Below are 25,685 nucleotides of genomic sequence, written 5' to 3' on the forward strand. Positions count from 1 at the left end.
TCACCTACCTTCTTAGTTATTTAAAAACTCAATCGAGAGCACCAGCTGTGATGCCCCCTGTTCAGTTTTCAAATTGTTTGAGAATCAAACCAATCAAGTGCTTTACGGCACTCAATAATTATTTTGTTAGCTTCATTCGCTCTTCTTTGATAGAAGCCATATTCAAAAATCAACTCCCTGAATTCTTCTAAAGTTATATATCCTGCTCCATACTTTCGAAAAGCTACAATAGCTGATGGCTTTAACTGTTCCGCTTTATGTGCATATTCTCGTTCTAAATCAATATTTAAACTTAATGCCCCTACCCAATATTTTTTTGTGTGCAGTTTGTACATAACATCACTCATCACAATTCCACCTTTCATATTAATTTAGTTATATTTTTTCCTTGTTTAATTAAATATATATCCAAAAAGTTATGATCGCAAGTGTTTATTATAACTTTTTTGGATATATTTATTTCAAATATGTATCATTTCATATATAATTGAATCATGAATATAACCAAGAGGAGGAGAAACAATGAATGAGATGAGTGAGAAAATTCGTATTGCACTAATTAAAAGAGGCATGACATTGACACAACTTGCTGAAAAGTTGGAAGTATCTCAACCAAACTTATCAAAAAAATTGAAAAGGAATAATTTTAATGAAGAAGAACTACGTAAAATTGCTGAATTGTTAGATATGAAGTTTGAGGCATATTTCGTAATGGACGATGGTACTAAAATATAACGGAGAAAATTAAATGAATAGGATAGAACAAACAATCCAAGAATTACTTAACACTGGTTTTACTATTGAGGAAATTAAGGTTGCCTTTGAGGAAGTAATTGAAAAGGCTAAAGATAACGAGAAAACAGATAACTAACACAGTTGTCTGTTTTTTATTATGTACTTTTAAACTTGTAAACATTTAGTATAAATGTAAAGGAGTGATACATATGGAGTATAAGGTAAAAAAAGGGTGTGGAATAGGTTGTTTCGGCTTAATAATATTAATAGTTATCGTTTTAATAATCGCTGCATCAATAGACGCAAATAACAAAGGTGATAAAAAAGGAGCTGCAAAAAAATCATTAGACACTTCACTACCTATTGAGGAACGTATCGAAAATGCAGTATTAAGTGTTTTAGGTGAAAAGAACAATATGAGTAAATCAAGAGCTGTAAATGTAACCTCAAACGACAATAATGTAACGATTAGCTTCATTGCAGACGAATCAAGTAATAATTCTTCTTCTTTAGAATCAGATATTATAGATGTATTGGAAAGCGTTAAAGGAATTGAAAATCTCAATACCGTTACAATTAATGCACAAGCTATGTTCATTGACAAATATGGCAATACCTCAGCCGATAATGCTTTGACAGTTAGTATAGATAAATCTGAAATTGATAAAATTAATTTTGATAATTTTTATAACGATCAATTAAAACTAGTTGTAAGTACTTATGCATTACACCCTGCCTATAAAAAATAGCCACTCATACGAGTGGTTTTTTTATTGATTATTTTTGGCAAAACAGTAAAATAAATCTATAATATCTATTGACTCGTGTTAATAGATATAGTATAATAAAAGTATAGAAAGGAGGGGAATTAAAGTGGATTATGATAAGGTTTTAACTTATCTAGTCGCAGTTGCTACGGTGATAAACTTACTGACAAGTTCAGTAAAAAACATCTATGACATGCGAAAAGATATGAAAAACAAAAAGCGACCTTCTTCCTCCCAACCGTCTACCAAACGTAAGAAGAAGTAAAGTCGCAAATAGCAAGAAGGGGAAGAAATTCCCCTCTCTTCTTAAATCTTATCACATCTATTTGATTATGAAAAATTATATTAACGTTGCTTATGTTGTTGCACTCGCCTTTGCAATTTACACATTAACTTATTTGGTCAACTGGAAAGAACCAAAGTTCTATGACTACTCAATGATTATCTTATATTCGATTTGTTTAGTGTTAGTAATCATAAACATCATTGTTTATATTAAAAAGAAAAAGGGTTGATACATTGTGACAAAATACAAAGTAGCTAATAAAGAGGAATTTATTAAAATGGTTCAATCTGAGATCTTAACTTCGTCAGAGGTATTGGACGAATTACAAATATCTCGCCAAGCATTAAACTCACTTGTAAAGCGTGGTAAGTTAGTTCCAATAAAGGAATTAAGTCGAGATAAATTATTCTTGAAAGAAGATATAGAAAGCCGAAAAGAAGCAGCTAAGGAGCTTCATACAAAATATAGACCGTATGATGAATAAATACAAAAAGCCCAGGTACTCACCATCTATGATGAGTTCCTGGGCTTCAGTATTTGATTAAATTCAACAGGTACTGTACTAATTTTGACTATTTTTTATTATTTCTACGCTGTTGAATCGTCATATGCAATCCTAATAAACGGTCTGTAGTAATGTTACCATTTTGTAAATCCTTCAAATGTGAAGCCTGAATAATACCATCCTTAATAGCCTGAGTGATATAGTTCTCTGCTTCTGTTTTCATAGCAGGTGAACCCGGATTCCATTTTGTCATTTTGATTTCCTCCTTTTTGTCTTCCACAATTAATTGAACTTTCATTTTGCTGTTGCTTGGTACGATTACTTGTCCTTCAAGCTTGTAACCTTTAGGAATAACCCAACTTGGCTTAACTTCAAAGTGAGGTCGGTCAATGTTCCCTACCCAATCACCACCCCATGTAATACCTAGCTTACGTGCGATAGCGCCGATTCGATTGAGCGTTGTCACATCATATAACGTTTGTGGAGGACCAACTGCAACGTCCCATGCTAAACGACTACTGTGATTACTTGAAAGCGTCCAAGTAACGATTTGCCCTGGTCGTGTTCGTCCTTGTGCATATAGGTATTTTTGTCGTTCCTGAGAGCGATACGTTTCCGTGATGAAGATATTTTTAATACCAGCTTTAAAACACTCTTGAAACAACAATCGGCATGCTGTTTGTGCAGCTGTTAATAGTTCAGCAAGATTTCGACATGTAGTAGTTACACTTGTACTCATTACGCTTCTCCCTCTTTCTTCATTTTTCGTTCTTCAGCACGTGCAAGCTTCGCTTCAATTTCGCTACGTACCCACTCTGTAAGCTTTGTAAGTAGCCAGTCTGGGAACCATTGTCCCCAACCTGCACGAATAGCGTTAGCAGTCATCGATTGAATAATGTGATACAACAAACCAGCTGCTAATAAACCAAATACAACCCCAGGCGCACCGAAAATCATATCTAACAAATGTCCACCAGCAGGTAGAAGCAATAAAAAGAAGCTACGGAATAAACCATCGATACCATACGATGACCCGTAACTTTTATCTTTCTTACTTGCACGAACTCCACTAATCCAATCCATTACTAAAAAGAAAAAGAGTGCGGTCATCGTATACATCACGACTTCGCCCTCTCCATACAAAAATTCAAATACTGGTACAAAAATAGCACCTACAAAACTAGCTATTAATCTTTGAACGTTTTCCATAGAACACCTTCCAAATGTTATGACTTATTAACAATTTCAACTGGTTGTAATCCTAACTTTTGTCGATTTTCATTAATGCGTTGTTTTCCTTTTTCGCAGTATTCCGGTTCTAATTCGAAACCGATCCAGTTACGTCCTGTGTTGTCACAAGCTACAGCTGTTGTAAAACCACCCATGCAATTGTCTAGTACTGTATCGCCTTCGTTAGTGTAAGTTTTAATAAGATACTCAAACAATGAAAGAGGCTTTTGAGTTGGATGAAAAGTACCACTATCACGCGGGAAATCAACAACCGACTTAGGATAATTTTTCTTTTTTACAACATGAGGCTTTTTTAGTGTGTCATTATTTTTCCCTAGCACTTGCATTCTAGGCGAATTCTTAATAACAACTTTAGGTTTAACATATTCAACACCTTGTGGATTGTAGGTCGGTAGCCTTTTATAAAAAACACATACATTTTCATGATTCTTCATTGGCATTCTATTAGCATTTGGGAACCCTGTTACATGATTACCTTTCTTCCAAATCCACTCATATCTAAACAATTTAGGATTGGACATAATTAATTTACTGGTAAATGGCTGGCTTGCGGTTAATACAATTGCTCCGTTGTCTTTAATAATTCTCTCGTACTGCTCCCATAAAAGCTCAAACGGAATGATGGAATCCCACTTGCAATTTGTAGTTCCATAAGGCAAGTCGCACAGGATCATATCAACCGAATTGTCAGGTATATATATCATACCTTCCAGGCAATCCATGTTATAGATGGTGTTTTCGCAAATTTTCATTTCTTTTTTCCTCCCGATATGTAATAATAAACACCAGACAGGAACACTCGTTCTTATTTGTGAAGTAAGATGCGTGCTATTATGCACGCATCTTTTTTTATTTCATGTAAAACCCCAAGCATTTGGGATTTTAAACAATAAAAATAACGCTAAGCTCCGCTCGCGTTTCCCTTAAAACATATTTGCATACTCACTCCATGACAGTACATTTAGTTCTTCCTGCTTTGAATAAAGATAATCAAGCATGTTTTTAAACTTTTCTATTGGATAATTCATTTCATCTGTATTTACATCCTCTACTTTGTGAAGTAGGAAAATCACCGTTGCTCCTGTTTCTATTACATAATCAATCGCATTTCTAAATGTGATTTCTTCTACATTGTTATATAAAATGACCGTTTTAAGCAGATGTGGTTGAATTGGTGGAAGAATCTCATATTCTTCTCTTATTGACCTTCCTAATTTATAGTTTTTCATGACCTCTAAAACGTCATTATTATAACCGCCATAAGGATACGCTACAAAATCAGCAGTTCTGGAAAATCCATTGAAAATTAACCATTCCCTACAAACGTCCAATTCTGCCTGAATACGATTTATTGACAATGTTGATAAATCTTGATGTGTAACAGTGTGATTAAACAAATCCCACCCATAATTATATAACTCTTTTAATTGTGCTAAATTCATATATCCCGTTGTACCTACTGAGCCGCTAATGACACCGACTGATCCAACGAATCCCCTAGCCAACATGAGGGGAAAAGCGTTCGTATATTGAGAAATAAAACCATCATCAAAGTGAAGCAATACATTTCCTTTTGATTTCCTGTTGGTGTAGATTCCATCAAATACAACAAATGTATGATCGCCTGTAACACTTATTTGTAATGTTGTAATCGTATTATTAAGACTTTCATTACCCACAACATTCAATTTAGAAAGAGGTATCATGACCTCATTCCATCCACTAATCACTTTCCATTTTGTCGTTTTCCAAGATAGAAAACTTGCCATATTATCAACTGAAGAGAATCTCAATTCAATATTAGAAAGCTTGTTCACATCTTCTACGTAGAAACGTATCATCATTGTTTTGGTTTTTGATAAGTTAAATTGTACTGATCTTAGTCTACTCGCTGATGTAGTATTAGCATCATTTGTAGTTACTTTGACAGACGACTGTCCGACTTTAACATGTTCTGTATCTTGTGAAACTACTCCATACCACAATTGCCACCTTGAGAAATCTGTCATTAATCTTCCCTGGTTAATGGTTTCTTTAGACTGTCGATTTCCCGATGTAATAGCTGCAAATCCACCCTTTTCACCATCCCAATATTGAGGTATGACTGCGCCAACTGCATCACGAATCAGCTTCTTTTTTGTAAAATCAACACCTTCACCACCTGGTATTATAAAAGTTTGCTTTACATCATCCCAATACTGACTAGGTATAGGGCTTCCAGATGCATCACGGATTAACTTTACTTGATTAAATTTTGTCATTTTATCACCTTCTATAGTTTGTTAATGGCATCCGTTTGCATTTTATTTGTGTAATCTTTAATTTAAACCGAGGATAGTCTCTACCTTCGTCTATTGTCCATACCATATCAAAATCCCATCCATCGAATGTTGATTGTGTTTGCATTTCTGTAGTTGTACGTGCTTCGGTGTAAATTTCTGTTACTTGCTTCCAGAAATTTGACCATACTTCACCTGTTATAGGTTGTGCCCTATAATAAGGTTTTGGCCACCACGAAGGAGGACCTGTACTATTCCATTCAGGCTCCCAATAATCACGATCTTTATTGTATTGTGATGTGTAATTTACATATAATTTATTATCTGTACCTCTTATAAACATTTCTTCAATATAATTCAAATCGCTAGACCACCCCCGCATAGTAACACCTAACGATACATCACAATAACAGGAAATTATTTCAGCACCATAATTCTCTGCAAAAACATACAACTGTTTCCTACTGCGTGACGAATAGTTATAAATCTCTACACTTGTATAACAATTCTCAACATTACCACTATATAAAACGTAAGCAAATGTACCAGCCTTTATATACATATCATCTGGCTTATCTTTGTCTTGTACGCCACCAATTTTACCTGTAACATAACAATCTTTTATAACAGCATTGGAATAGCAGACAAATCCTCCAGCATGTCCTGCTGTTATATCTACATTAGCAGAACACCTATTTATTATTGTCCCTGTACCAGCTGTACTTACTAGACCGCCTATATTACTGTTTGCATTTGTGGATTCCATTTTGCCTGTTACATGGCAATTGGTAATTGTACAATCGTTTGTTGATGATACTAAAATAGCTATCCAGGTATATAACGTGTTAGTAATATACGCATTATCAATCGTGATATTTAAAAGTGTTGCTTCTACTGCTGAGCTGATAAAAGCTGGACCCTCAATATCTTCAGTGATTGTTAAATTACTTATCGTATATCCGCCACCATTATAGGTACCACAAAACGCTTTACCTTGATTATCACCTATTGGTAACCATTCAACACCTGATAAATTGATATCCGCCACTTGTTTATAATAATACTTAGGGTTTTCATTATTCTTATTCCTCACATTGATAAGGTCTTGGACAGTTTTAATTAAAAATGGGTCATCTTTTGTACCAGTTCCACCACTAAACATCATCCCCCTCTCCTTCTTCCTCTTCTTCAGTTCCCTCTTGACACATGGCTTGTACACTTATATCTACATTTCCGCTTTCCAAGCCTAGCAAATTAATTTTAACGCCTATATATTTATCTTCTGCATCTTTAATTAATTCCCATAGTGCTGCTATCGGCTCTGCTTGCTCTACCTTGCCAATCCCCGTAGTCACACTAATTACTTCATCATAGGAAGTTGTAAAAAGAAATTCAGCTCCGTCACTACCTGCTGATACAGTTTCTGACTCTAAATAATACGTTGGTCCAAGTAAACCAGGGTCAACAACCTCATCATTTTGTGCTGTAAATCTAAAAGCATACCAAGCTTGCCTGTGCTTTGATGAGTCAAATTCTGATGGTGGTTTTTCAAGAATGCTAATAACAATGTACATCACATTTTTGCGTGGGAAAGTCCAGTCCTTTATACCCTCGTATGATCTGACAGTTCTTATACCTTTGCTGCTGTAAGTACGTATACTAACGTAATAAGAACGATATTTTCTTAATAACTTCAAGCGTAATCCATTGTGTTCGAGTAATGCTTTATAAAATATTTCTGCTTGAATAGCATTTAATGAAGGACTAGCAGGTACTAACACACCATTTAATTGTAAACAATTAACTTCTCCAATACGTAACTCGTAAAGAGGTTCAAATGGTATCTTTTCGAAAGCAACTCCATACATCACATTCTTATGAACAGTTGGATCAAATTGTGAATTTGAAACTTCTGAAACAGTAATTAATAAGTATTCTGCACCATCACGCGGTAGTTTCCAATTGAGCAACTGATCCCTTATCGTTTCGTAATCGTACACAAATGGAACACCATCGGAGCCGAACGTCACAATATTTATTTTATAATTACTAAATTCAGGTCTTAATGATAATTTAATACCTCCGTACTCTTGCATCAGGTGATAGTTTAACTTGACGGAAAAATCATCAAGCTCTATATTTTCCCCTTCTGTGTCAATTAACAAGCTACTGTTGCCTAACATGTTGTTCTTACCAATTTTAAATTCACGTAACGGGGCAATATAAACTTTATTGAATTTCACTGCATAATCTCTTACTTTGTGAATCTCTGGATTAAGTTGTTCGAGAGGCACTTCACTTATGGTAATACTGATTGCTTGCATTTTAGGTTTTGGAAATGTCCAGTTACTCATGACGTCAGCTATTTTCTCAAGTTTGTATTCTTCATATTGATTGTCCTCATACCATTCACTAATGTACACGTGGTACTTACTGTATTGGGGCTTAACCTTTAAAGACATACCTTTTAGTTCACCTTGGATATAATAATCAATAGAGGTTGATATATTGTCAGGTAAGATTTCTTCCTCGCCAAGTTCGATTCCATCAAGAGCCATACAATTGATTTTGCCCATTTGCCAGCTCTGCAAAAAGTAATTCAAAGTAGGGTCTTCTTTCTCTTCATATTCCTTATCTTCATTCATGACATTCACAATATCACGTATAACTTGCCCTACATCCAACTTCGGTACTTCTTTAAATAAAGGATTATAGCGTTTACCTACGATACGTTCCGTTGCATCAATGGCTAAATCTGTATCAATCATGCGAACGATATCCCCTAGCTCAGCTGAAGCGATTTCTTGCTGTTGAGAGCCAGACATTTTACTAAAATCGATAATGTCTACTTCATGTGCATATTCAAACGAAAAATTTTCATCCAAATCAATTTTTTGTGTAATCGATTGAATGTTTTTCCCAACCTCTAACTTAAGGCTTTTATTGGCTCCCCGTCTGTTATGAATCGTAATGACAAACTTGTTATATTCAACTTCTAACCCATTTTGGCGTGCAAATTCATTAATGCGACTTCTACCACCTTTAGCGCTTGGCCTATAGTAATAATAACCGCCTGCTAAATCAATAATCTTAAATCCGTCCAATCCCCAGCATTGCGAAATGATACTCCTTGGTGAACCCTCATAAAACTCTTCTTCATCTTCTGCTACAAAGGGCGCTTCCGATGGAGTATTTAATACATAACTTACATGCTCAAGCATCAGCTTAATTGCTTTACTTCGATCACGCTGCTTGTCTACCCCAGCAATAATAAAATAATCCCCATCCATTTCCACTAAATTAGGGTAGTGTAAAAAGGAGGGAAATATATTTTCAGCCATTTGTATATCAGAAGTGTATTGGTCATTGATGACTTCATAAATCTCTGCATTAATAACATTTTCAAGCGTACCGATAAGCGATAGATTGCTATGATTTAAAACCTTAATATCGTAACTCATACAGCCACCATATCAGGTGAACAACGGAACGTTGCCCAAAATAACCCGTCATCCACGATACGCTCAAAATCTTCACTAGAAATAAACTTGGCCATGTATGCCCACTTTGAATCTTCATCAAAAATTAATCGCTCTTTCTGCGATGATTTAAAATAACCACGCAAAGCCCGACAAGCATCATAATAGGTTTGACCAGGCAACGGTGTAAGTAGGAATTGTATGCGAATTTCAATATCACTTTCACTATTATCAGTTACCACTACACTGCCACTAACCTCCGGTAATTTTATAAATGAATCACTAAATTCACCAAAAAGGGGCCTCTCGGTGTCCATAACCTCAAGCCCAAATCGTGAACAGTGTATTCCTTTAAATGTGATGTCACGCATACTATTTCCCCCTTCGATCACGTTGCTGCTGTTCATAAATTTGACGTGTAATTTTCTTAACATCAGCTTCTTCGCGAATAATAAATTGTGCGCCCTCTAACATGCGTTCATAATTATTGTGAATTACTTGCGGTTCTTGTTGTCCTCCACCAGATGCATCAAATATGGCTTTACCAATTGCACCTAACACTCGCTCATTTAGAGGTAAAATGGCTTCTGGACCTGCTTCTCCTACCCCATGCAATGCATTTCCTGTATTAAACAACGTTGGCTTATTAAATACGCCACCTTTTGCATGCCATTGAATATCGATTTTAGGAAGCCCTTCACCAAACCAATCTAATGGATTGATAGAGCCCTTAATACTAAATTTAGGCTTCTTGAGCTTTGGCCAATTAAAATCGAATTTAAAGAAGCCCTTTATAGCATCTATTGCTTTTTTTACGGCATCCTTTGCTTTGTTTATTGGTGTCTTAATGGCCGAATAAATAGAATCCCATTTTTCTTTGACCTTGCCAAGGAGATCACTGAATGAAAAGAATCCTTTGATTTTTCCCACAACCGTCTTAGCAACATCGGAAATTTTTGACCAGATATTCGAAAAGAAGTTAGAGACACCTGTAAAAATTTCAACTGTCTTACGTTTTATTGCGTCCCAGTTTTCGACAATCGTTTTTACTAATATGCCAACTGGTCCCGTAACGACAGCAAGGATGGTTTTCCAGTTTTCCTTCAGGAAGTCGACTATAGCGCCACCAGCTTTTTTAAAAACGCCAACAATAAAATCCCATAAATCAGTGAAGAATTCCGCTATAGAATCCCAGTTTTCAATAATTAACGGAACAGCTATGGTTAACGCTGTGACCGCGATACCAATTGGTCCCGTCAAAGCACCAAAAGCAAGTCTTAAAGCTGGTAAGACTTTCGAGGCTAGATTAGCAATGACAGGAATGAGTTTACCTAAAATCGAAGCAAAGCCAGCACCACCCTTTCCACCACCAAATAAGGTGGTTATGGTGTATACTGCTGGGCTGAGTGCGGTAAATGCACCTACTAATGTGCCAATAGCACCGACAATAGCTACAATGGTAGATGTTAACACTGGGTTTTCTTTTGCGAAACTAGCAATACTCGATACTACATCGGCAATAACACCTAGCAACGGTTCAAGTGCTTCTTTTACATCTGATACAGCTTGTCTCAACTCAGTCATTGGATCAGCATTGACTTGCTCCGTCATTTTGTTAATTTCCGCTTGGCCTTCAGCAACAGTAATCTGTCCATTAGCCACGTCTTCTAGCACGCTAACAATTGCATCGCCCTGGTCTTCCCACATTGTCATTTTTTGTTATCGTAAAGGCTTTTTATCCTCTACTTCTTACAGTTCATTTCCTGTAAGTTCGGCATACGTTTTCACTTATAGTGTCGCGGTCTCTTGGAAGGATTATATTTTTTCACCTTCTATGCTCTGCCCCTGACTATACTTTGTATAGCCTTCGGTTCAAATTAGGATTCTCACCCTCTTTGCTTAATACCGCGATTTTACTTCGGCACAATTTATCATCTACCGAAAATTTCAACGCCAATCGTTTCACGTAAAGTAGCATCTTCTATTGTTGATAACCATGTAGCCATTTCGGAAAATGCCTTTGAACCTTCTTCGCCACCTTTGGCAATTGCTTTCCCCCATCCCTCTAACTGAGAGAATAAGGCTTGTACAGCAGCACTGTCAGGAGGGTCTTTCGCTATCGCTAACTTTTCGGCATTCATAGCTTTAAATGAATCTAATTCAGCTTTGTGCGCTTCTCTTACAGCATCTATTTCATCACTTAATCTCTCATTAAGTGCTTCTTTACGATTAGTATGTTCCTCTTGAAGTGCCGATAATTTCGCCTGATTCACTTCTCGTAACGCATCAATCTGTGCCTTATTAGATTCACTAAGTACCTTTAATTCCTCTTGTTTGCGTTGTTGAAAAGCTTCTTTTTGAGCGTTATGCCGTTCTTGCAAGGCTGCTTTTTCGGCTGCTTGCATTTCTTTTAATGCATTTTTCCGCTCATCAAATCCACTTTTTAACGATTCTTTTTCGTTTGCAATTTGCTCTGAAAGTTGCTCTTTTCGAGTCTCAGTCTCTGTTTTAAGCGCTTCTTTTTTAGAATCCGATGCTTCTTTTACCGCATCCTTTTGACCTTTCAAAACTTCAATTTGTTCTTTGCGATCTTCTCTGATTTTTTCAAGACGTAACTGTTCTTCAAAATTGCGTAATTCTCGCATTGCATTCTGGCGATCAGCGTTCGTTTTCGCATTATTTACACGTAAGTTTAGTTCAGCACGTTTCTGTGCGTTCTCTTGTTTCTTAATGGCTTTATCTTCAGCTTCGGTTTTAGCATTTAATGAATCTATTTTATTGTCTAAGGCTTTTAACTGATTATATTTTTCTTCATCAATGAGCTTCATACGCTCTTTGTACTCTTTGTCTATGAGCTTTATTTTTGCTTGAGAGTTTTTCTCAAAAATTTTCAGCTCTTCTTGTTGCGCCTTTTCTAACTGACGTAACTGTTCTTGCTGATTTTTAGTTAATGTCTCAGTTTCAGCAGTTAATCTTTTTTCCAATGCTTTTTGTTGCTGTTCATAGCTTTTAACCGTAGCATCATAATTAGCGCTTAATTTTTTTTCAAGTGCTTTCTGTTGTTGGTCATAACTCTTAGATACAGCGTCATACTCTCTTTGAAGCAGTTTATCTAAAGATTTTTGTTGTTGAGCATGACCCTTTGAGATGGACTTCTCACGATTACTTAGCGATTTTGCTAGGGCACCTTCTTGTTTAGAAAAGTTAGCTTCCATCGCGGAAAGTTGTTCATCTGACATTTTTTGAGTATCCCCAACAACATCACGAATGGCATCCTTCATGGATTCTTTCAATCCGTTACCCATTTCAACAGCGCGAATACGCCCTTCTTTCAGCCCGTCTAGCAGGTTGTCGATATTCCAGCTTTTTTCTTGTGCAGCTCTCGCTAAGATAGTTTCAATCTCCTTAGCATTGTAGCCCGCTCGTTTCAGCTGTCCGCCATATTCACTGATAATATCAAGCTGTTCAGGAGGGAAACCGATTTTCAATAAACGACTAATTAAGTTGGTTGCCTCGATATTGGATATACCCAGCGCCTTGCCAACTTCATTCGTTTCTTGAATCAGTTCAGTAAAATCGATCCCACTATATGCTCGGGTAATGACAGCTGCACCATTTACAACTTCTTGATTAGCCTCATCTGTAGCATCTTTATTTAAAGCCCATTGCCTACGAACTCCTTCGAGTGAGGCTTCTCCATCAACACCGTACGCTTCTACATCTCGCACAGCCTGTCTAACGGTTTCTCTTGATGATTCAGGTACATCAAAGGAAATCTTAATAGATGTATCCAAACTAGAGCTTTCTAATGCTGTTGATACCGCTGTGCTTACTCCAATAGCCGCAGTCGCTGCACCTGCCATAGACTTTAAACTATCCGCAAGACCATTCACTTCTTGTTCGGCTTCATTTGCTTCTTGTCCCAATCGAGCTAAATCTTGTCGAACTTGTTCAACAGAAGAACCGCTGTCTAACGATCGAATGGATGCTCGCAACTCTGTTATATCACGACCTGCATTTAATGATGAGCGTGCGATTTTATCGAATGCAGTATCTAATTGTTTTGCACTGGCAGAACCATTTTGGATAGCTCTTGTTAAATCTCGCCCCAATAAATCAGAAAAATCACCAACCGATTGGCCAGTGACTGAAAATAAATTTTGTAATTGTCGTAAAGACTCCGTTTGATCAGCCTGAGCTTGCTTAGCACGTTGTAATGCTTGTTCTGTTCCTGTTATGGCATTGGCTGCTTGTTGTTCAGCAATTTGATTACGCTTAAGCTGTTCCTCTAGTTTTTTGGCTTCCTCTGAATTTTCACCCCATAGATTTTTTGCACGTGCTAAAGTTGCTGTGGTTTCTTCTGTTTTACGCTTTGCCACTTCATAAATTTGTTGTAAACCACTCATTTTCGCCTCTAACTTTTCAGTCTCAGAAGCATTGTGTTTCATCTGTTCTTGCTGGAGCTTCATCTGTTGACGTAATGATGTGGTTTCTTTGTTCATTTCCGTCATTGATTTATTAAATTCTTGGTTAAATGCCTTGAAGGTTATTTTGACTTCGTTGTTATTGTTAGCCATATACTCACTCTCCTATCAGGCTATTACTCCACCCATCAAACGCCAGTTTATTCGCATAAATACGCTCTACTGTTGCTATTGGACCATGCCAAAAGGTTTCTGTGTCGATGCCTGCTATTAATACGTAGAGTGTGTAGAGATCCTCCACATGCTTGATGACTAGCTTTGGTGGTGTTGTTTTTTTTTGGACTTTTTCGTTTGTTTGTGTAAAGCTTTAGCAAATTCATTCGATTCACTCATTAATCCAACAATCAAATTAGCATAAAGTTGGATTGTATCTGTTAATGAATAATGGTACTTTTCTAAAAATTCATCAAAAGATAATCTAAGATTTTTATTGGCGCCAATTGCAGCTAGATAAATAACAGCAATTAATTTTTGCTCATCAAAAGCATTCAATAACTCAAGGGAAGCTTCTTCATCGGATTGAGTAATAAGTGTTTCAAGTCCCTTTATTTTCAGTAAATCTTCAAACAAGCTTGATTCTAATAACCCTGTATCGTATCCTTTTTTCACTGCAGCGTTCGTTAAAAACGCTGGGTGTACTTTTGTGTTAACAAATCGCTTTTCAAATTCACCGTCAACTTCTACAACTTCTATCTCTTTTAACTCGACCTTTTGAATTTTCATGTGATTCTCCTCCATCTATTTAAAAATAAAACACCTCCAATTCGGAGGTGTTGGTTTGAAATAAAAACTACTAATTATTAATAACTACTGACTCACTAAATATTTGTTTTTAACATCATTTTTTATTCAATTAGTCTGCCCTACAGCTACAATTTTGCAAGTTGAAATTGCAAATCTAAAGATTGGTTGGTTAGGACTTATTGGTAGAGTACCTAACACAATGCCAAGACCTGTTTGTTCCACATTAAAATCTACTGCAGTAGACCCATTACTTGCCAAAAGATTTACTGTTGAACCAATAAGTGTATTCAACAATTGTCTAATTGGTCGTTCGCGACAATTGCATTCACATCCAGAATCAACAGGTGGCAACAAATTGATAGTAGGTCCTGGTGGAAAAAAACCTACCCCTGTTACATCAGAAATATTTACAACATAGGTTGTAGTTCCATTTGTAACAGTAACTAAAAAATCATTCACCTCAACAATAGTGAATAAAAAAAGGAGAGGAGGTACATTAGGTGCGTCTGCAACAGTACCAAGAATTACAGTTTGCCCAACAAGTTGTTGTAAGACGGACTGAAGTGGAGAAACACAACAGTCACAAAGACATGAAGATGAAGGGACAGAAGGACAATGACTATTAAGCGCTGTGTATTTAACCGGAGGACAACATCCGTTAGGTTTTATTGTAGTAATTTTCTTTTTTTTAGACATAATTTCACCCCACTATTTCTTATAGAGTATGCTTTTAAGAAATATTAGATTGGTTTAAAAACTACTCAAGTTTTTATTGAACTTGAACAAACCCGCACCGTTAGTTTAAATATATTTCTTCACAATCTTTCAAATTCAACATAAATATCTAATTGAAAATCACTTCTAACTAAAGAAATAATTGTTATCAATCTTTTTTACAAAGCTCAATAGGCGGCGCTCATTAAGGTGTATCTGGTAAAGTTTTTTCAACTAATTTTCGTGTGAAGTTTGTATGCCAAGTTTCCGCAATTTCTGGATCTTCTAACTCAGCTGTAATCGCCTCATAGTAGAATTGGCCATGTGCATCAGCAACTGCACTAAATGCTAGTTCAAGCATCGCTAACTCTTCTTGGGACGTATCAATGTTGATGGTAAAACCACCCGCATTAGATGCTTTAGGGAATGCGATTAATTTTGTGAGGTCCTCAAATTCATCTACCACATCAGCTGTAAATACAAAGTCTTTACCTAATGAATTGGAGCCATAACTATAGATACCGGGCTTTAAATCCTCATTAGATAAACCGAAATAGTCACGTAAAACTTGTACAGGTACATGGGCACTAACTGTTACATTTAGCTTTAATGTAACGGTTTTCTCCGCAATTGTTGCACGACCACATTTTTTCGATAAAACGGTTGTCTCAGGTTCAGATGCAATCGTACCTACACAACCAAATTTTGTACCTGGTTCTTGTTTGCCTCCTTTCATAAATTGAATCGATGCGTTTTTGATATTCCACGCATCAAATTGCTCAATTACTTGTTTTGCCATTATAAGCCCTCCTCTATTAATTCTTCTAATGCGCCATGTAATTTCTCTAAAATTTTAGGCGTTGATTTCTGTAATGAACGATCACTAAAATGCTGTGCCCAGGGATTCGATGGTCCTCGACCTTCATCAGGGAAAACTAAGTAACCAAAACTACCTTTTTTATTGGCGGCTCCTCCCTTTGTTTTCACAACAAACCCCAAATTATGTTCCTCATTTGTTGACCAATTACTTTCCTTCGCGTGTCTCTTATTAGCAACCTTTGAAACGGGTAAAAGATTGGACATTTCTTTTGTAGCAATCTCAATAGCATCCGTGTGTAAAACCTTGTTAATGGCTTTCTCAGCTCGACCTGGTAACGCCTTAATTTTCTCTTCCAAAGAAGTTAAATCATCAAATTCAACTAGTGATCTCATAATTCAACACACCCAGTCACAATTTTGCGTTGATAAAGAAATACAACTCTATCAACATAGTTATCAGTATCTTTTCTTTTTAATCTTTGTTTTTGTGTACGTTTCAAAGACATACGAGATACCTGAGAAAGTTCTGTAATAATATCAACAGTACGTTCGTCAATGTCGTCACGGTTTTCTGAATAGTAATAGATAACTACATCTTGACTAATAGACTTTCGATCATCATTTTTATTCATGTCACCTGTTTCATAGACAAAGAAATGATACTTCTTCTTTTCAAACTGTGCTTCCTCATCCTCTGCTAAATCATCCTCAAAAACAGGAATATCGAAGGTGTCTAACGCTGTAAGTAAAGCATCAATCTGTTCCTGCATCTTGATTTTCGTTTTGCTCATGTGCCCCCACCTCCTGTAAATAAAAATAGAGATACATCTTTTCACGGTCACTATCTGCCTTTATGACATCGTACTCTATACCTTCTACAATGACTTTTAATTTACTTTTATCAAATTTGCGTAATTGAGGAGGACAGAGCGTGCGAATTTTCAAGCTTAAAACAGCACTTAATACTTTTGCCATTTCATAATCTTCATCACGACACGACATTTCTTGATAAGCAAGCCGACCCATTGGAACAAATTTTTCACCGATTCGTTTTCTCTTCGCGGACCTTCCAGTTTCCTTCGTGCCATATTGAATATAACCATCGTTTAAAACATCACGAATCTTCTTGTTCGCCATCTACAGCCCTCTTCTCTAAAGCGACATGTAGTATTAAACGCTTGAGTTCATCTGCAAAATTCTTTTCAAATTCATCAGCGGCATTGTTATAAACATAGCGACAGCGCTCTAATAACAGCTCTGTTTCCCATGCGTCTAATCCAAAAGAAAAAGTCTTACTCGTCAATTTCTCGAAGTAAGACTTTGCTCTATTAATGATACGTTCTAACTCAGCATCTTCATCATCCCATGTAACACGTAATCGATGCTTTAATTCTATAAGCAGTTCATTCATCATTATTCACCGCTTTTCAATGCATTTTCCGCTTCGATAGCTTCCTCTTTACCTTTTACTTTAGTGCCGTTAGAAAGCTCATAATAGCCTCTTCCTGTGTGCTTTGGAAACTCTGACACTTGTTCTTTATGTTCTTCCTGCTCGTTAATTGTAACTTCTGCAAGATAGATTTTTTTGTACTCAGGATGCACACCTGTTAAAAAATACACACGTTCCTCATTTGTTGTAAATCCTTCAGCTGGATATGTGTCACCTGCTTTATACATATGGCCATCATGTTCAAGCGCTTTAAATGTATTTACTACTTTTGCTGTGATCATGCGATTCATCCTCCTCTTACTTTTAATTAAGGTGTATCTAGTATTTCAGCATTACTTGTTGTACTATCAATTCCAGCGCCAGTAATATCAAATACAGTAAATGCATCATTGTCTAATGGCTGACCATTCACTAATTGTCGAGTCAAATATAAACGCTGATCCTCAATCATCCGGACATGATCAGATGATTCCAGTGTTGCTTTTCCCGCTCCTAACCAATAATCTTTTGGTTTACCACTTACCATTTTATTTAATGGCACTGCAGGCGATTTAATGATTTCTAGTTCTGGTACAGGGAATTTCCCAAATACCCATACACCATCATCACGTTGTTTTGCACCATACGCAAACAGCTTATCGTAGTAATCAAATGGATTAATCATTAGGACAACACCTTGTGCATCACGCTTTCCTCCACGCGTGGAAGGTGCAAGTATTTTCTTCCCTATTTCTAAAGGTGTAAATGCTACTAATTCCACCGCTTTTTTCGGTGCATACATACCCCCGACAACAGGTGCATCCATGTCACGCATCATGCCAATAGGTTGCTTATTGCCTGTTCCGTTTACAATCACATTCTCCAATTCTGTTGCTACTACTTCTGCAATAATTGCACGAACATAACGGTCAAGCCATTCAGGTCCTAGTTCAAACATAGCCTTACATACAACTAAAAAGCCACTTAATTTATACGATTTTGCTTCAATTGTGCGGAATCCACTATCAACCATTTCTTGAATCTCGTCGCAAACATCACCCCAGTATGCTGTTGTTGCGCCTTCTTTACGTAATACCCACTGTGTCGTTGCTCCAAGAGGCGAAAAGTTAATGCGTGATAGTAAAACATGATCCTGCGCTAAATCTTCAAATACGTGTTCGTAAACAGTTGGTGGCATTAACTTCAATACTTCGTCAAAGCTTTCTACTTCGATTGCTTGATTATAAAATGTACGTTCCTCATTCGTTAATTTTCTAACGCCTCGTGAAACTAATACAGATTCGTCCCATTGCATTTCAGCCGCGCGCTTTGCCTCACGAATTGTGGTATTCATCAAATCTTCGTAGTGCGCTATATTGTTTGAATATTGCTCCACGATTCGTTGCGCTACTTCTGTCGCATCGCCATTTTCAAATGCTAATTTTAATCCAGTGATCTGCTCCTCCGTATCAATTTTTTTTGGATCATTATCTAAATTTTTAATTGTCATTAAAATGACCTCCCTATTTTTATCAAAATAAAAAAGCGCTACTCGTTTGAACCGCGCTTGAATTTATTGAAGAAATTATTTGATTGTTGCTGCTCCGGCTCATGTTTCATAAATCTAGCTAAAACATTATTTTTATATTGCTCTGAATCAACTTCATTATCTTTTTGTTGAGATACCTGCACTTCTGATAATTCTGTAGCAAAGCCAATCGCAAGAGCTTCACGTGCTGTAAACCATGTTTCGTTTTTTACCATTGTTTCTATTTCTTCTCTTTCAACTTTTGCTTTTAACATATAAATGTCAATTGCTCCTTGCGTCATCTTTGCTAAAACTTTAGCTTCTTTTAATAATATCGCTTCATCCCCATATACAAATGTAGAAACAGGATGTATCATCACCATTGAACCTACACCCATTATGGTATCATCGGAAACTAGAGGTATTAATGACCCCGCTGAACATGCAAAACCATCTACATATGTTGTAACATTCCCTTGATATTGTAACAGCCTATTTGCTATTGCTATACCTTCCGCTACATCTCCTCCTGGACTATTAAGGTGAATGATTATGTCATTTCCTTCCGCTTCATCAAGCGCTTGTGCTACTTTCTTTGCCGAAATTGTATCACTCCATAACGACGAAGCAAAAATACCATACATTGTTATTTCAGTTACCTTTTTTTCTGTATCATGATTTGCTTCGAAGCGATATTCAATTTCTTCTAGTTTTTTCATGTATGCTTCATTTTGATAATTTAAGAAAAGTTTTGATAAAGCATTATTCATTGTCCTTCACCTCCTTTCAAAGCCTGTTCTACTGTTTGATAGTTTTTTGTTATATGTCTGATATTAGCAATAGGATCATCCACTTTTTCACGTCCCATTTCCTCAAAAATTTCATTTAACGTAAAGCCGATTGCAAACATTTTGTCTAACGCTGTTGCTATCTCTGTAATGTCCGACACTTTTATTTTTGATGTATCAATTTTCAAATATGTTCGTTTCAAATATTCATCTTTTGAATAAGCCTTACGATTGAATTCATCTTCCGTCATTTCTGCAGGAGGATTCAGCGCAAACATAATAAAGTTATCAGTCTGTTTATCGATGTCAGCCAAATCGCCTTTAAGTAGTCCGCGCGGCACATGAAATGCCATCGCTACATAATTAAAAATATCATCCACTAGATTACTTATATCTCGACTATCTATTGTTAAACCTGTTTTTGAATCAGACATATCTTCAATTTCAAAACCCTCTTGTAATTGGAAAGCCACACTTTTCTTGTCTGGATCAAACCAATTCTTCAATTGATTTTCAAACATGTCATCAATCGCCTCTTGCGTTTCGTCATCCTGAGGTCTTAAAAAATCACCTTTAATTAATACTCTCTTATTATTTTTTAACTTGTAATAACTTTTAGCCGCCTCAATCATTTTCCCATGTGATTCGTATAATTCATTGATCACTGACAATATTTTTGTATCTGTAAGTTTTAAACGAATAACTTCGGATTCTGAATACTTTCTATCAAGCGTCAAATCACCTATTTGGATACCTGAATATACGTTTTCATAGAAGGCGTATTCTTTAACATTAAAGCTATCAGCTATATAAAAATTGTCATTTTCCATGATGATTAAGCTTTCACCTTCATAAATGAGTTTTCGAATAGCTTTATGGAAAAAGGCAGTTGCATTTTGATTTTGATTAGGCTGCACATTTAAAGCATAATACATGTTTCCTCTGTACAATTTTCCTTCTTTATAGGTTTTTATTTCACATCTCGATAAAGCGTTAGCGATAAGATTCACACATATTTCTACAGCTAATTTTTTGTAATAATACTCAGCTGATAACTCATAATAGCAATCTTTCAAACTCTCTAATTTACCTTTTTTAAAAAATCGTTTAATCCATTGCCACATTTCTAATTTCACCTCCTAGTAGCTATAAGTTTTAATAGCCCGTTTAACATTTTCTTTCGTAATAATTTTCGTGACGAGTAGTTCATCAGCTCTCCACATACCTGTAACAAAACAGTCAAATCCGTCTGTCTTCCTTCGAATTGGCTCTTTCTTTGAATACTCTTTATTGCCGTCCTTTTTGATGATGACTAGCACATTATTCGTATACCAGCGCATCAGCGGATTATTCCCAAAAATAATTTGCTTATTTGCAAATGCCGTTTCTATTCGAGGCGCAAGTAATGCATCTGCTGCCTTCGGATTACGTATAACTTCTACTTCAAATCCAGCATCTTCTAATGCCGTTCGTACTAAGTCAGCTCTAAAATTATCAATGATAATCTTTTTAATTTTATAGATTTTCCGCGCTTCCACAAAATAATTCACGATATGTTTAATACCAATTGTCGGCTCGTCAACTACAGTAAGCAGTCCTTTTTCTTCCCATTCGCGAATAGGAGCTAATATTTTTTTGTTATCCTTTTCATTCCGCTTCTTTGAATAAGCATAAAAAATATCCGCAAACTCTTTACGGACAAATGAATGAGTTTTAAATACGTAATTACCTTCTGGTCGGAATAATAATCCGCATGCTGCAAAATCTCTAATACTAGCGTAATCTAAACAACCTATACATTCATGCCCCTTTAATTCAGGCATTTCATTTTCAGTTGCCGCCATGATTTCATCCCAAGTAGCCACCGATTTTTGTAAATCCGTTATTGGACAATTCATGCGTTTGGTCATAAATTCTTCACGGTTTGACGGATCTTCTTCTAAGTCGTCATATTCTTCATAAATTGTGTCGAGAAGACCTTGTGCATATTCACTCAGCGGTTTAGACAACATCGGATTAGCCTTTTCCCAAAGCTCTGAATTATCTACTTCTTTTTCATCATCCAACTTACAGATAAACGGAAATAAAGCATTAGATCGAGCTTCCCCATTTAATACATTCATAGCTCTTTCTTTGAGCTTGTCTAAAAAACCATCTCGAATATAGCCATCTGTACCGATATAAAATTCTCGTGGATTCGCCTTTTTTCCAAGACCAGAAATGTGTACACGAACATCTTTATTTGTTTCAAAATAATGTATTTCATCAAATACGACTGCACCATCACGCAAACCGTCTTTTGTATTCCCATTAGATGTCCTAAATCTAAAAACACTATCTGTTAATTTGGAAATTATTCTAGTAGCTGTTGCTTTGAAATATTTCTGTAGAGTACTATTCCGTTTGATTGTTTTTTCTGCTTCTTCCACAGATGTTTGTGCCTGTTCTTCAGAATTAGCCACGACTGAAATATTATATTCTCTAATACCATGTAAATCGCTAATCAAGAAATTGCAAATAACCGTGATTAATCCATTCTTACCGCCACCACGACCAAGCATCCACAAATGTTTTCTGTAAAACACGCGGTCATTCTTTTTGAAAAATAAAAAAACGAAAGCAATTAAGAACTTCTGATAAGCATTTAGAGGAAAGTACCATTTCTCCCCAAAATTTATGCAGTCCTCAATCATTTCGTCATTGAAATACAAGTCATCACGTGACAAAATATCACGCTCTAAATATTTAATTAAAAGTTCTCGCTCTTTATTAAGCTTGATTTTACCCTCTCGGTAAAGCGAAATATATTCATCTACATATTTTTGTCGCAACACGTTAAGTCAAATCACTTCTACTATCACTACCACTATTAGTTGTAGTCTGTGACGGTAATGGTTTATCCAAACCTAAATCTTTACCAAGAGCGATTAACGAAGCATTAATTTTATTTTTCTCTGCGATGGCCGGATTAGGTTTGGTGAATTTTTGCGAGCCATTTTCTGTTGTAATCATCACACCAAATTCTTCTATCGCTGCATCTAACATATAATATATCTCTATAAGATTAATATAACGTTCGACCTTCTCAACTTCGATATTTCTATTTTTATCGATGAGCGCCATCAACTCTTTTTTTATCGCATTTAATTTTCTTTTATTCACCATACCCCCCCTTACGCGAGAAAAATTCAAAAAAAATTTGCGAGTACAGAACCCTACCCGTTGAACGAATCCCTTAAAAAAGCCGGAATTTTTTGACCGGGGGGTATTTATTTTACATATTTTAAATGCTGATCAGCGAAGTCAACGATGTACCAAATTTCTTCGGCCGAAATCGACAACAAATTACATGCGAAGTCAAGTTTGTTATTGTTTTTCAATTGTTCTCGTACCTTCTCAATCGTCATGTGCTTGCACTTACGAGCATTGACACAATCTCTTATCTGTTTGTATAGATAGTAAGCGTAACGAGTAAAGGCGTTCAGCATGTCTCGCTCATACCAATCACGACACTCATTTGTAACTGCAGCATTGATAACATCTGTATCATATGTCCATGTGCCATCAGAAAGTTGCACCCCTACCACCTCTCGTCATTTGCATATTTATTTTTACGTGTTAATTCCAAACGATCATGTACTTCGTTATGGCATTTAATGCATAAGCATTGTAAATTGTTTAGAGTCAATGACAGATGTGGATGAGTCTTTACTTCTTTTATATGATGAACATTCTCTGCTTTGTGATAACGTCCAGCTGCTTTACATAACTGACATTCATAGTTGTCACGCTTTAATGCATCAAGTCGTAAATCCATCCACTCTTTAGACTTATAGAACTTCATAAGCTCACCAGCAAGGATATGCTGTATCAGTTCTTGTTTACGTGCTTCTTTAATCAATCCTAGTCACTACCTTCTAATCGCGTTGGTAAATCATCTTCTGATAATAATGCAACTACATCTTCACGCATTGCAGGTAATGTTTCACCTTTGGCTAACAATCTAATCTCTAGCTCTTTAATATAATCAATCAGTCGTTCCATCTGATTGGACCTCCTTATTTTAGCCCACATTACAGATTGTTCTAAATTCGTTTGAGCAATAGATTTCTCACGACTTTCTGGACATAGTTCATCAATCATATGAGCCAATTCTTTTGCTTTGTCCCTAATTGCTTCATATCGTTGTGGTTGATCATTCTTTGGTGCATGATACGTGAAGCTATTTTCAAATTGAGAGTTGATATAATCTTTAGGTTTAATACCACCAGTCATTAAACATTCTGGACAAAACTCTGTTGTGGCTTCATTAGTACATCCTTTTGCAAAACATTTATTTGCCATCATTCGTCCCTCCACAATAAATACTTTGTCATTTCGATCTATTTACTAACATACAATGGACTTGGGATAGCAAACTCTCACTTCGCCCATGTTTTTTTATACATTGCTGTCCCACCATTGCAAAATTAAAAGTCATACCCTTTTGGATACGACCTTTAGTTAACACTATTTTTAACCTATCATCTTTTAATTTTTTAAGACGACTCACTAAAAGGAGCAATCCCATCCTTATTCAATAGGATGAATACCTCCTTCACTTTCTATAACTATACATATTATAGAAATAGAAAGGAGGTATATACATGGGATACTTCGGAAATAATTTAGGCAATTACAACAACAATTGTTATTACGGAGGCTATAACGGCGGTGGCTATGGTGGCGGTTCAGCATTCGTACTAATTGTTGTTCTATTCATTCTTTTAATTATTGTCGGCGCTACTTTCTTGTATTAATCTCAAAACCTCTTTTGTTCACAACATAGGAATAAATAATAGGATAAAGTTAATTAGCCATACACCTCCTTATTTTAGGGTCACTTTTACCAGAGTGATCCTTTTCATTTTTTCCTGATATTGATTAGAAATCAGGTGAAAGTCTATCAGACTGTTCTTCGTTGTATTCCCAATGTCATAACATTTTTTTCAATTTATAAGACTTTATTTTTGTAAAATAGATAAATATCGCAATTCCTTTTGACAACTATTCATATTATAGATTATAGATTATAGAAAGGAGGGAAATTATTATGTCTCAGGAATATGGTGGTTATGGTGGCTGGGGTGGCGGTTCAGCATTTGCGCTCCTTATTGTTCTATTCATTCTTCTGATTATTATCGGCGCTACTTTCATGCGTTATTAATACCCAATACCGCCTCTAATGCTCATAATTATTAGGGTACTCCTACACCTTCAAATCTTTACTAAGGGTCACTATCCTCCGGGTGACCCTTTTAAATATTTTTCCTCTTTCAATGTCATGCTCAACCATTATAGGCATAATAAAAAGCCATACCCTATTGGATATGACTTAGCTAACATCTATTATTTTTTCTTGATAGTGTATACCTATTTTTAACATATTTATTTTTAAACATTTTTCTAACGCATCCTAAGATAAATATCGCAATCCCTTTTGAAAACTATACATATTATAGATTATAGATTATAGAAAGGAGGGATATTTTATGGAATTCTGTGGAGAATTTCGCGAAGAGCGTCGCGAACGAAACCCATTCGCTTTAGTCGTTGTTCTATTCATTCTTCTGATTATTGTCGGCGCTACTTTCATGCATGGAGGTTACTAATACCCAATACCGCCTATATTGCTCATAACTACTGTAAGGTAATACTAATTTAACCTTACACTTTCAAACCTTTACTAAGGGTCACTATCCTCCGGGTGATCCTTTTAAATTTTCCTCTTTCAATTTCAACTCAACCTCCTAAGGCATAATAAAAAGCCACACCTTGTTAGATGTGACTCTGTAGTGTTGACGTTTCCGCAAACGTCTATTTAGTTGGAAGACTAAT

General features: G+C 36.1%; 33 protein-coding genes and 1 pseudogene. 8 read left to right on the forward strand and 26 right to left on the reverse strand.

Annotation, left to right across the window (positions count from 1 at the left end):
• Nucleotides 1–68: 68 nt before the first annotated feature.
• Nucleotides 69–347 (reverse strand): hypothetical protein, encoded by a 279-nt coding sequence (locus tag AC3WSK_RS11980; protein WP_492412450.1) that lies wholly within the window; start codon nucleotides 345–347, stop codon nucleotides 69–71.
• Nucleotides 348–522: 175 nt separating this feature from the next.
• On the opposite strand from AC3WSK_RS11980, the gene AC3WSK_RS11985 reads away from it, so the two are divergent.
• From AC3WSK_RS11985 to AC3WSK_RS12005, 5 genes are all read left to right on the forward strand, one after another.
• Complete coding sequence (locus tag AC3WSK_RS11985) at nucleotides 523–735, forward strand: helix-turn-helix transcriptional regulator (RefSeq protein ID WP_492412452.1); 213 nt, start codon at nucleotides 523–525, stop codon at nucleotides 733–735.
• Between the two features lie 13 nt (nucleotides 736–748).
• On the forward strand, nucleotides 749–871 hold the full coding sequence (locus AC3WSK_RS11990; protein ID WP_492412454.1) for a hypothetical protein: 123 nt from the start codon (nucleotides 749–751) through the stop codon (nucleotides 869–871).
• 73 nt (nucleotides 872–944) lie between these two features.
• Nucleotides 945–1,484 carry a hypothetical protein gene (locus AC3WSK_RS11995; protein WP_492412456.1) on the forward strand — a complete coding sequence of 180 codons (540 nt, stop codon included), beginning with the start codon at nucleotides 945–947 and terminating at the stop codon, nucleotides 1,482–1,484.
• A gap of 124 nt (nucleotides 1,485–1,608) precedes the next feature.
• The gene (locus tag AC3WSK_RS12000) at nucleotides 1,609–1,767 is read left to right on the forward strand and encodes a hypothetical protein (protein WP_492412458.1); all 159 of its coding nucleotides are present in this window, start codon (nucleotides 1,609–1,611) and stop codon (nucleotides 1,765–1,767) included.
• A gap of 256 nt (nucleotides 1,768–2,023) precedes the next feature.
• The gene (locus tag AC3WSK_RS12005) at nucleotides 2,024–2,272 is read left to right on the forward strand and encodes a DNA-binding protein (protein ID WP_492412460.1); all 249 of its coding nucleotides are present in this window, start codon (nucleotides 2,024–2,026) and stop codon (nucleotides 2,270–2,272) included.
• 88 nt (nucleotides 2,273–2,360) lie between these two features.
• Here the strand turns inward: AC3WSK_RS12005 and AC3WSK_RS12010 are convergent, their stop codons facing one another.
• The 25 genes and pseudogenes from AC3WSK_RS12010 to AC3WSK_RS12130 all read right to left on the reverse strand — a co-directional run bounded on the left by AC3WSK_RS12010 (nucleotide 2,361) and on the right by AC3WSK_RS12130 (nucleotide 24,155).
• Entirely contained in the window at nucleotides 2,361–3,032 is a 672-nt protein-coding gene (locus AC3WSK_RS12010; protein ID WP_492412462.1) for a M15 family metallopeptidase, read from the reverse strand.
• Complete coding sequence (locus AC3WSK_RS12015) at nucleotides 3,032–3,502, reverse strand: phage holin family protein (RefSeq protein WP_492412464.1); 471 nt, start codon at nucleotides 3,500–3,502, stop codon at nucleotides 3,032–3,034. Before AC3WSK_RS12015 ends, AC3WSK_RS12010 begins: the two co-directional genes overlap by 1 nt.
• A gap of 17 nt (nucleotides 3,503–3,519) precedes the next feature.
• Nucleotides 3,520–4,296 (reverse strand): DNA-methyltransferase, encoded by a 777-nt coding sequence (locus AC3WSK_RS12020; RefSeq protein ID WP_492412466.1) that lies wholly within the window; start codon nucleotides 4,294–4,296, stop codon nucleotides 3,520–3,522.
• Nucleotides 4,297–4,467: 171 nt separating this feature from the next.
• Nucleotides 4,468–5,805, reverse strand: coding sequence for a polysaccharide deacetylase family protein (locus AC3WSK_RS12025; protein WP_492412468.1), 1,338 nt, complete (start codon nucleotides 5,803–5,805; stop codon nucleotides 4,468–4,470).
• A gap of 4 nt (nucleotides 5,806–5,809) precedes the next feature.
• Nucleotides 5,810–6,988, reverse strand: a complete 1,179-nt coding sequence (locus AC3WSK_RS12030; RefSeq protein ID WP_492412470.1) for a GLUG motif-containing protein — start codon at nucleotides 6,986–6,988, stop codon at nucleotides 5,810–5,812.
• Entirely contained in the window at nucleotides 6,978–9,284 is a 2,307-nt protein-coding gene (locus AC3WSK_RS12035; protein WP_492412472.1) for a hypothetical protein, read from the reverse strand. The genes AC3WSK_RS12030 and AC3WSK_RS12035 overlap by 11 nt, the downstream gene beginning before the upstream one ends.
• The gene (locus AC3WSK_RS12040; RefSeq protein WP_402869433.1) at nucleotides 9,281–9,673 is read right to left on the reverse strand and encodes a distal tail protein Dit; all 393 of its coding nucleotides are present in this window, start codon (nucleotides 9,671–9,673) and stop codon (nucleotides 9,281–9,283) included. The genes AC3WSK_RS12035 and AC3WSK_RS12040 overlap by 4 nt, the downstream gene beginning before the upstream one ends.
• A 1-nt stretch (nucleotide 9,674) precedes the next feature.
• Nucleotides 9,675–11,015 (reverse strand): phage tail tape measure protein, encoded by a 1,341-nt coding sequence (locus AC3WSK_RS12045; protein ID WP_492412475.1) that lies wholly within the window; start codon nucleotides 11,013–11,015, stop codon nucleotides 9,675–9,677.
• A 218-nt stretch (nucleotides 11,016–11,233) separates the two neighbouring features.
• Entirely contained in the window at nucleotides 11,234–13,879 is a 2,646-nt protein-coding gene (locus AC3WSK_RS12050; RefSeq protein ID WP_492412477.1) for a coiled-coil domain-containing protein, read from the reverse strand.
• 159 nt (nucleotides 13,880–14,038) lie between these two features.
• Nucleotides 14,039–14,509 carry a hypothetical protein gene (locus AC3WSK_RS12055; protein WP_492412479.1) on the reverse strand — a complete coding sequence of 157 codons (471 nt, stop codon included), beginning with the start codon at nucleotides 14,507–14,509 and terminating at the stop codon, nucleotides 14,039–14,041.
• A gap of 126 nt (nucleotides 14,510–14,635) precedes the next feature.
• A pseudogene (locus tag AC3WSK_RS12060) lies at nucleotides 14,636–15,124 on the reverse strand (bclA protein); the annotation flags it as partial.
• 325 nt (nucleotides 15,125–15,449) lie between these two features.
• Complete coding sequence (locus tag AC3WSK_RS12065) at nucleotides 15,450–16,043, reverse strand: phage tail protein (protein ID WP_492412481.1); 594 nt, start codon at nucleotides 16,041–16,043, stop codon at nucleotides 15,450–15,452.
• Nucleotides 16,043–16,456, reverse strand: coding sequence for a hypothetical protein (locus AC3WSK_RS12070; RefSeq protein ID WP_492412483.1), 414 nt, complete (start codon nucleotides 16,454–16,456; stop codon nucleotides 16,043–16,045). Before AC3WSK_RS12070 ends, AC3WSK_RS12065 begins: the two co-directional genes overlap by 1 nt.
• Nucleotides 16,453–16,854, reverse strand: a complete 402-nt coding sequence (locus tag AC3WSK_RS12075; RefSeq protein WP_492412485.1) for a hypothetical protein — start codon at nucleotides 16,852–16,854, stop codon at nucleotides 16,453–16,455. The genes AC3WSK_RS12070 and AC3WSK_RS12075 overlap by 4 nt, the downstream gene beginning before the upstream one ends.
• Nucleotides 16,817–17,200 (reverse strand): phage head closure protein, encoded by a 384-nt coding sequence (locus AC3WSK_RS12080; RefSeq protein ID WP_492412487.1) that lies wholly within the window; start codon nucleotides 17,198–17,200, stop codon nucleotides 16,817–16,819. Before AC3WSK_RS12080 ends, AC3WSK_RS12075 begins: the two co-directional genes overlap by 38 nt.
• Entirely contained in the window at nucleotides 17,178–17,474 is a 297-nt protein-coding gene (locus AC3WSK_RS12085) for a phage head-tail connector protein (protein WP_492412563.1), read from the reverse strand. Before AC3WSK_RS12085 ends, AC3WSK_RS12080 begins: the two co-directional genes overlap by 23 nt.
• Before the next feature lie 2 nt (nucleotides 17,475–17,476).
• Complete coding sequence (locus AC3WSK_RS12090) at nucleotides 17,477–17,794, reverse strand: hypothetical protein (protein WP_492412489.1); 318 nt, start codon at nucleotides 17,792–17,794, stop codon at nucleotides 17,477–17,479.
• Between the two features lie 26 nt (nucleotides 17,795–17,820).
• Entirely contained in the window at nucleotides 17,821–19,002 is a 1,182-nt protein-coding gene (locus AC3WSK_RS12095) for a phage major capsid protein (RefSeq protein WP_492412491.1), read from the reverse strand.
• Nucleotides 19,003–19,040: 38 nt separating this feature from the next.
• Nucleotides 19,041–19,790 (reverse strand): head maturation protease, ClpP-related, encoded by a 750-nt coding sequence (locus AC3WSK_RS12100; RefSeq protein WP_492412493.1) that lies wholly within the window; start codon nucleotides 19,788–19,790, stop codon nucleotides 19,041–19,043.
• Nucleotides 19,787–20,932: a phage portal protein gene (locus AC3WSK_RS12105; RefSeq protein WP_492412565.1), complete on the reverse strand. Its 1,146-nt coding sequence runs from the start codon at nucleotides 20,930–20,932 to the stop codon at nucleotides 19,787–19,789. Before AC3WSK_RS12105 ends, AC3WSK_RS12100 begins: the two co-directional genes overlap by 4 nt.
• A 15-nt stretch (nucleotides 20,933–20,947) precedes the next feature.
• The gene (locus tag AC3WSK_RS12110; protein ID WP_492412495.1) at nucleotides 20,948–22,642 is read right to left on the reverse strand and encodes a terminase TerL endonuclease subunit; all 1,695 of its coding nucleotides are present in this window, start codon (nucleotides 22,640–22,642) and stop codon (nucleotides 20,948–20,950) included.
• 1 nt (nucleotide 22,643) lies between these two features.
• Nucleotides 22,644–22,973: a P27 family phage terminase small subunit gene (locus AC3WSK_RS12115; protein ID WP_376077218.1), complete on the reverse strand. Its 330-nt coding sequence runs from the start codon at nucleotides 22,971–22,973 to the stop codon at nucleotides 22,644–22,646.
• Between the two features lie 104 nt (nucleotides 22,974–23,077).
• Nucleotides 23,078–23,386 (reverse strand): hypothetical protein, encoded by a 309-nt coding sequence (locus AC3WSK_RS12120; RefSeq protein ID WP_402869459.1) that lies wholly within the window; start codon nucleotides 23,384–23,386, stop codon nucleotides 23,078–23,080.
• Nucleotides 23,387–23,388: 2 nt separating this feature from the next.
• Nucleotides 23,389–23,652 (reverse strand): HNH endonuclease, encoded by a 264-nt coding sequence (locus AC3WSK_RS12125; RefSeq protein WP_402869537.1) that lies wholly within the window; start codon nucleotides 23,650–23,652, stop codon nucleotides 23,389–23,391.
• Nucleotides 23,653–23,711: 59 nt separating this feature from the next.
• The gene (locus AC3WSK_RS12130; protein ID WP_492412498.1) at nucleotides 23,712–24,155 is read right to left on the reverse strand and encodes an Acb2/Tad1 domain-containing protein; all 444 of its coding nucleotides are present in this window, start codon (nucleotides 24,153–24,155) and stop codon (nucleotides 23,712–23,714) included.
• A gap of 299 nt (nucleotides 24,156–24,454) precedes the next feature.
• Between AC3WSK_RS12130 and AC3WSK_RS12135 the strand changes: the two genes are divergently transcribed.
• The 3 genes from AC3WSK_RS12135 (at nucleotide 24,455) to AC3WSK_RS12145 (ending at nucleotide 25,459) form a co-directional block, all read left to right on the forward strand.
• The gene (locus tag AC3WSK_RS12135) at nucleotides 24,455–24,607 is read left to right on the forward strand and encodes a YjcZ family sporulation protein (RefSeq protein WP_370079061.1); all 153 of its coding nucleotides are present in this window, start codon (nucleotides 24,455–24,457) and stop codon (nucleotides 24,605–24,607) included.
• Between the two features lie 293 nt (nucleotides 24,608–24,900).
• The gene (locus AC3WSK_RS12140) at nucleotides 24,901–25,014 is read left to right on the forward strand and encodes a YjcZ family sporulation protein (protein ID WP_402869463.1); all 114 of its coding nucleotides are present in this window, start codon (nucleotides 24,901–24,903) and stop codon (nucleotides 25,012–25,014) included.
• A gap of 325 nt (nucleotides 25,015–25,339) precedes the next feature.
• A complete protein-coding gene (locus tag AC3WSK_RS12145) occupies nucleotides 25,340–25,459 on the forward strand; it encodes a YjcZ family sporulation protein (RefSeq protein ID WP_492412501.1) in 120 nt (39 codons plus the stop codon).
• The last annotated feature ends 226 nt before the right edge of the window (nucleotides 25,460–25,685 follow it).

The sequence above is a fragment of the Lysinibacillus sp. EB271-A1-10B genome, assembly GCF_058791335.1.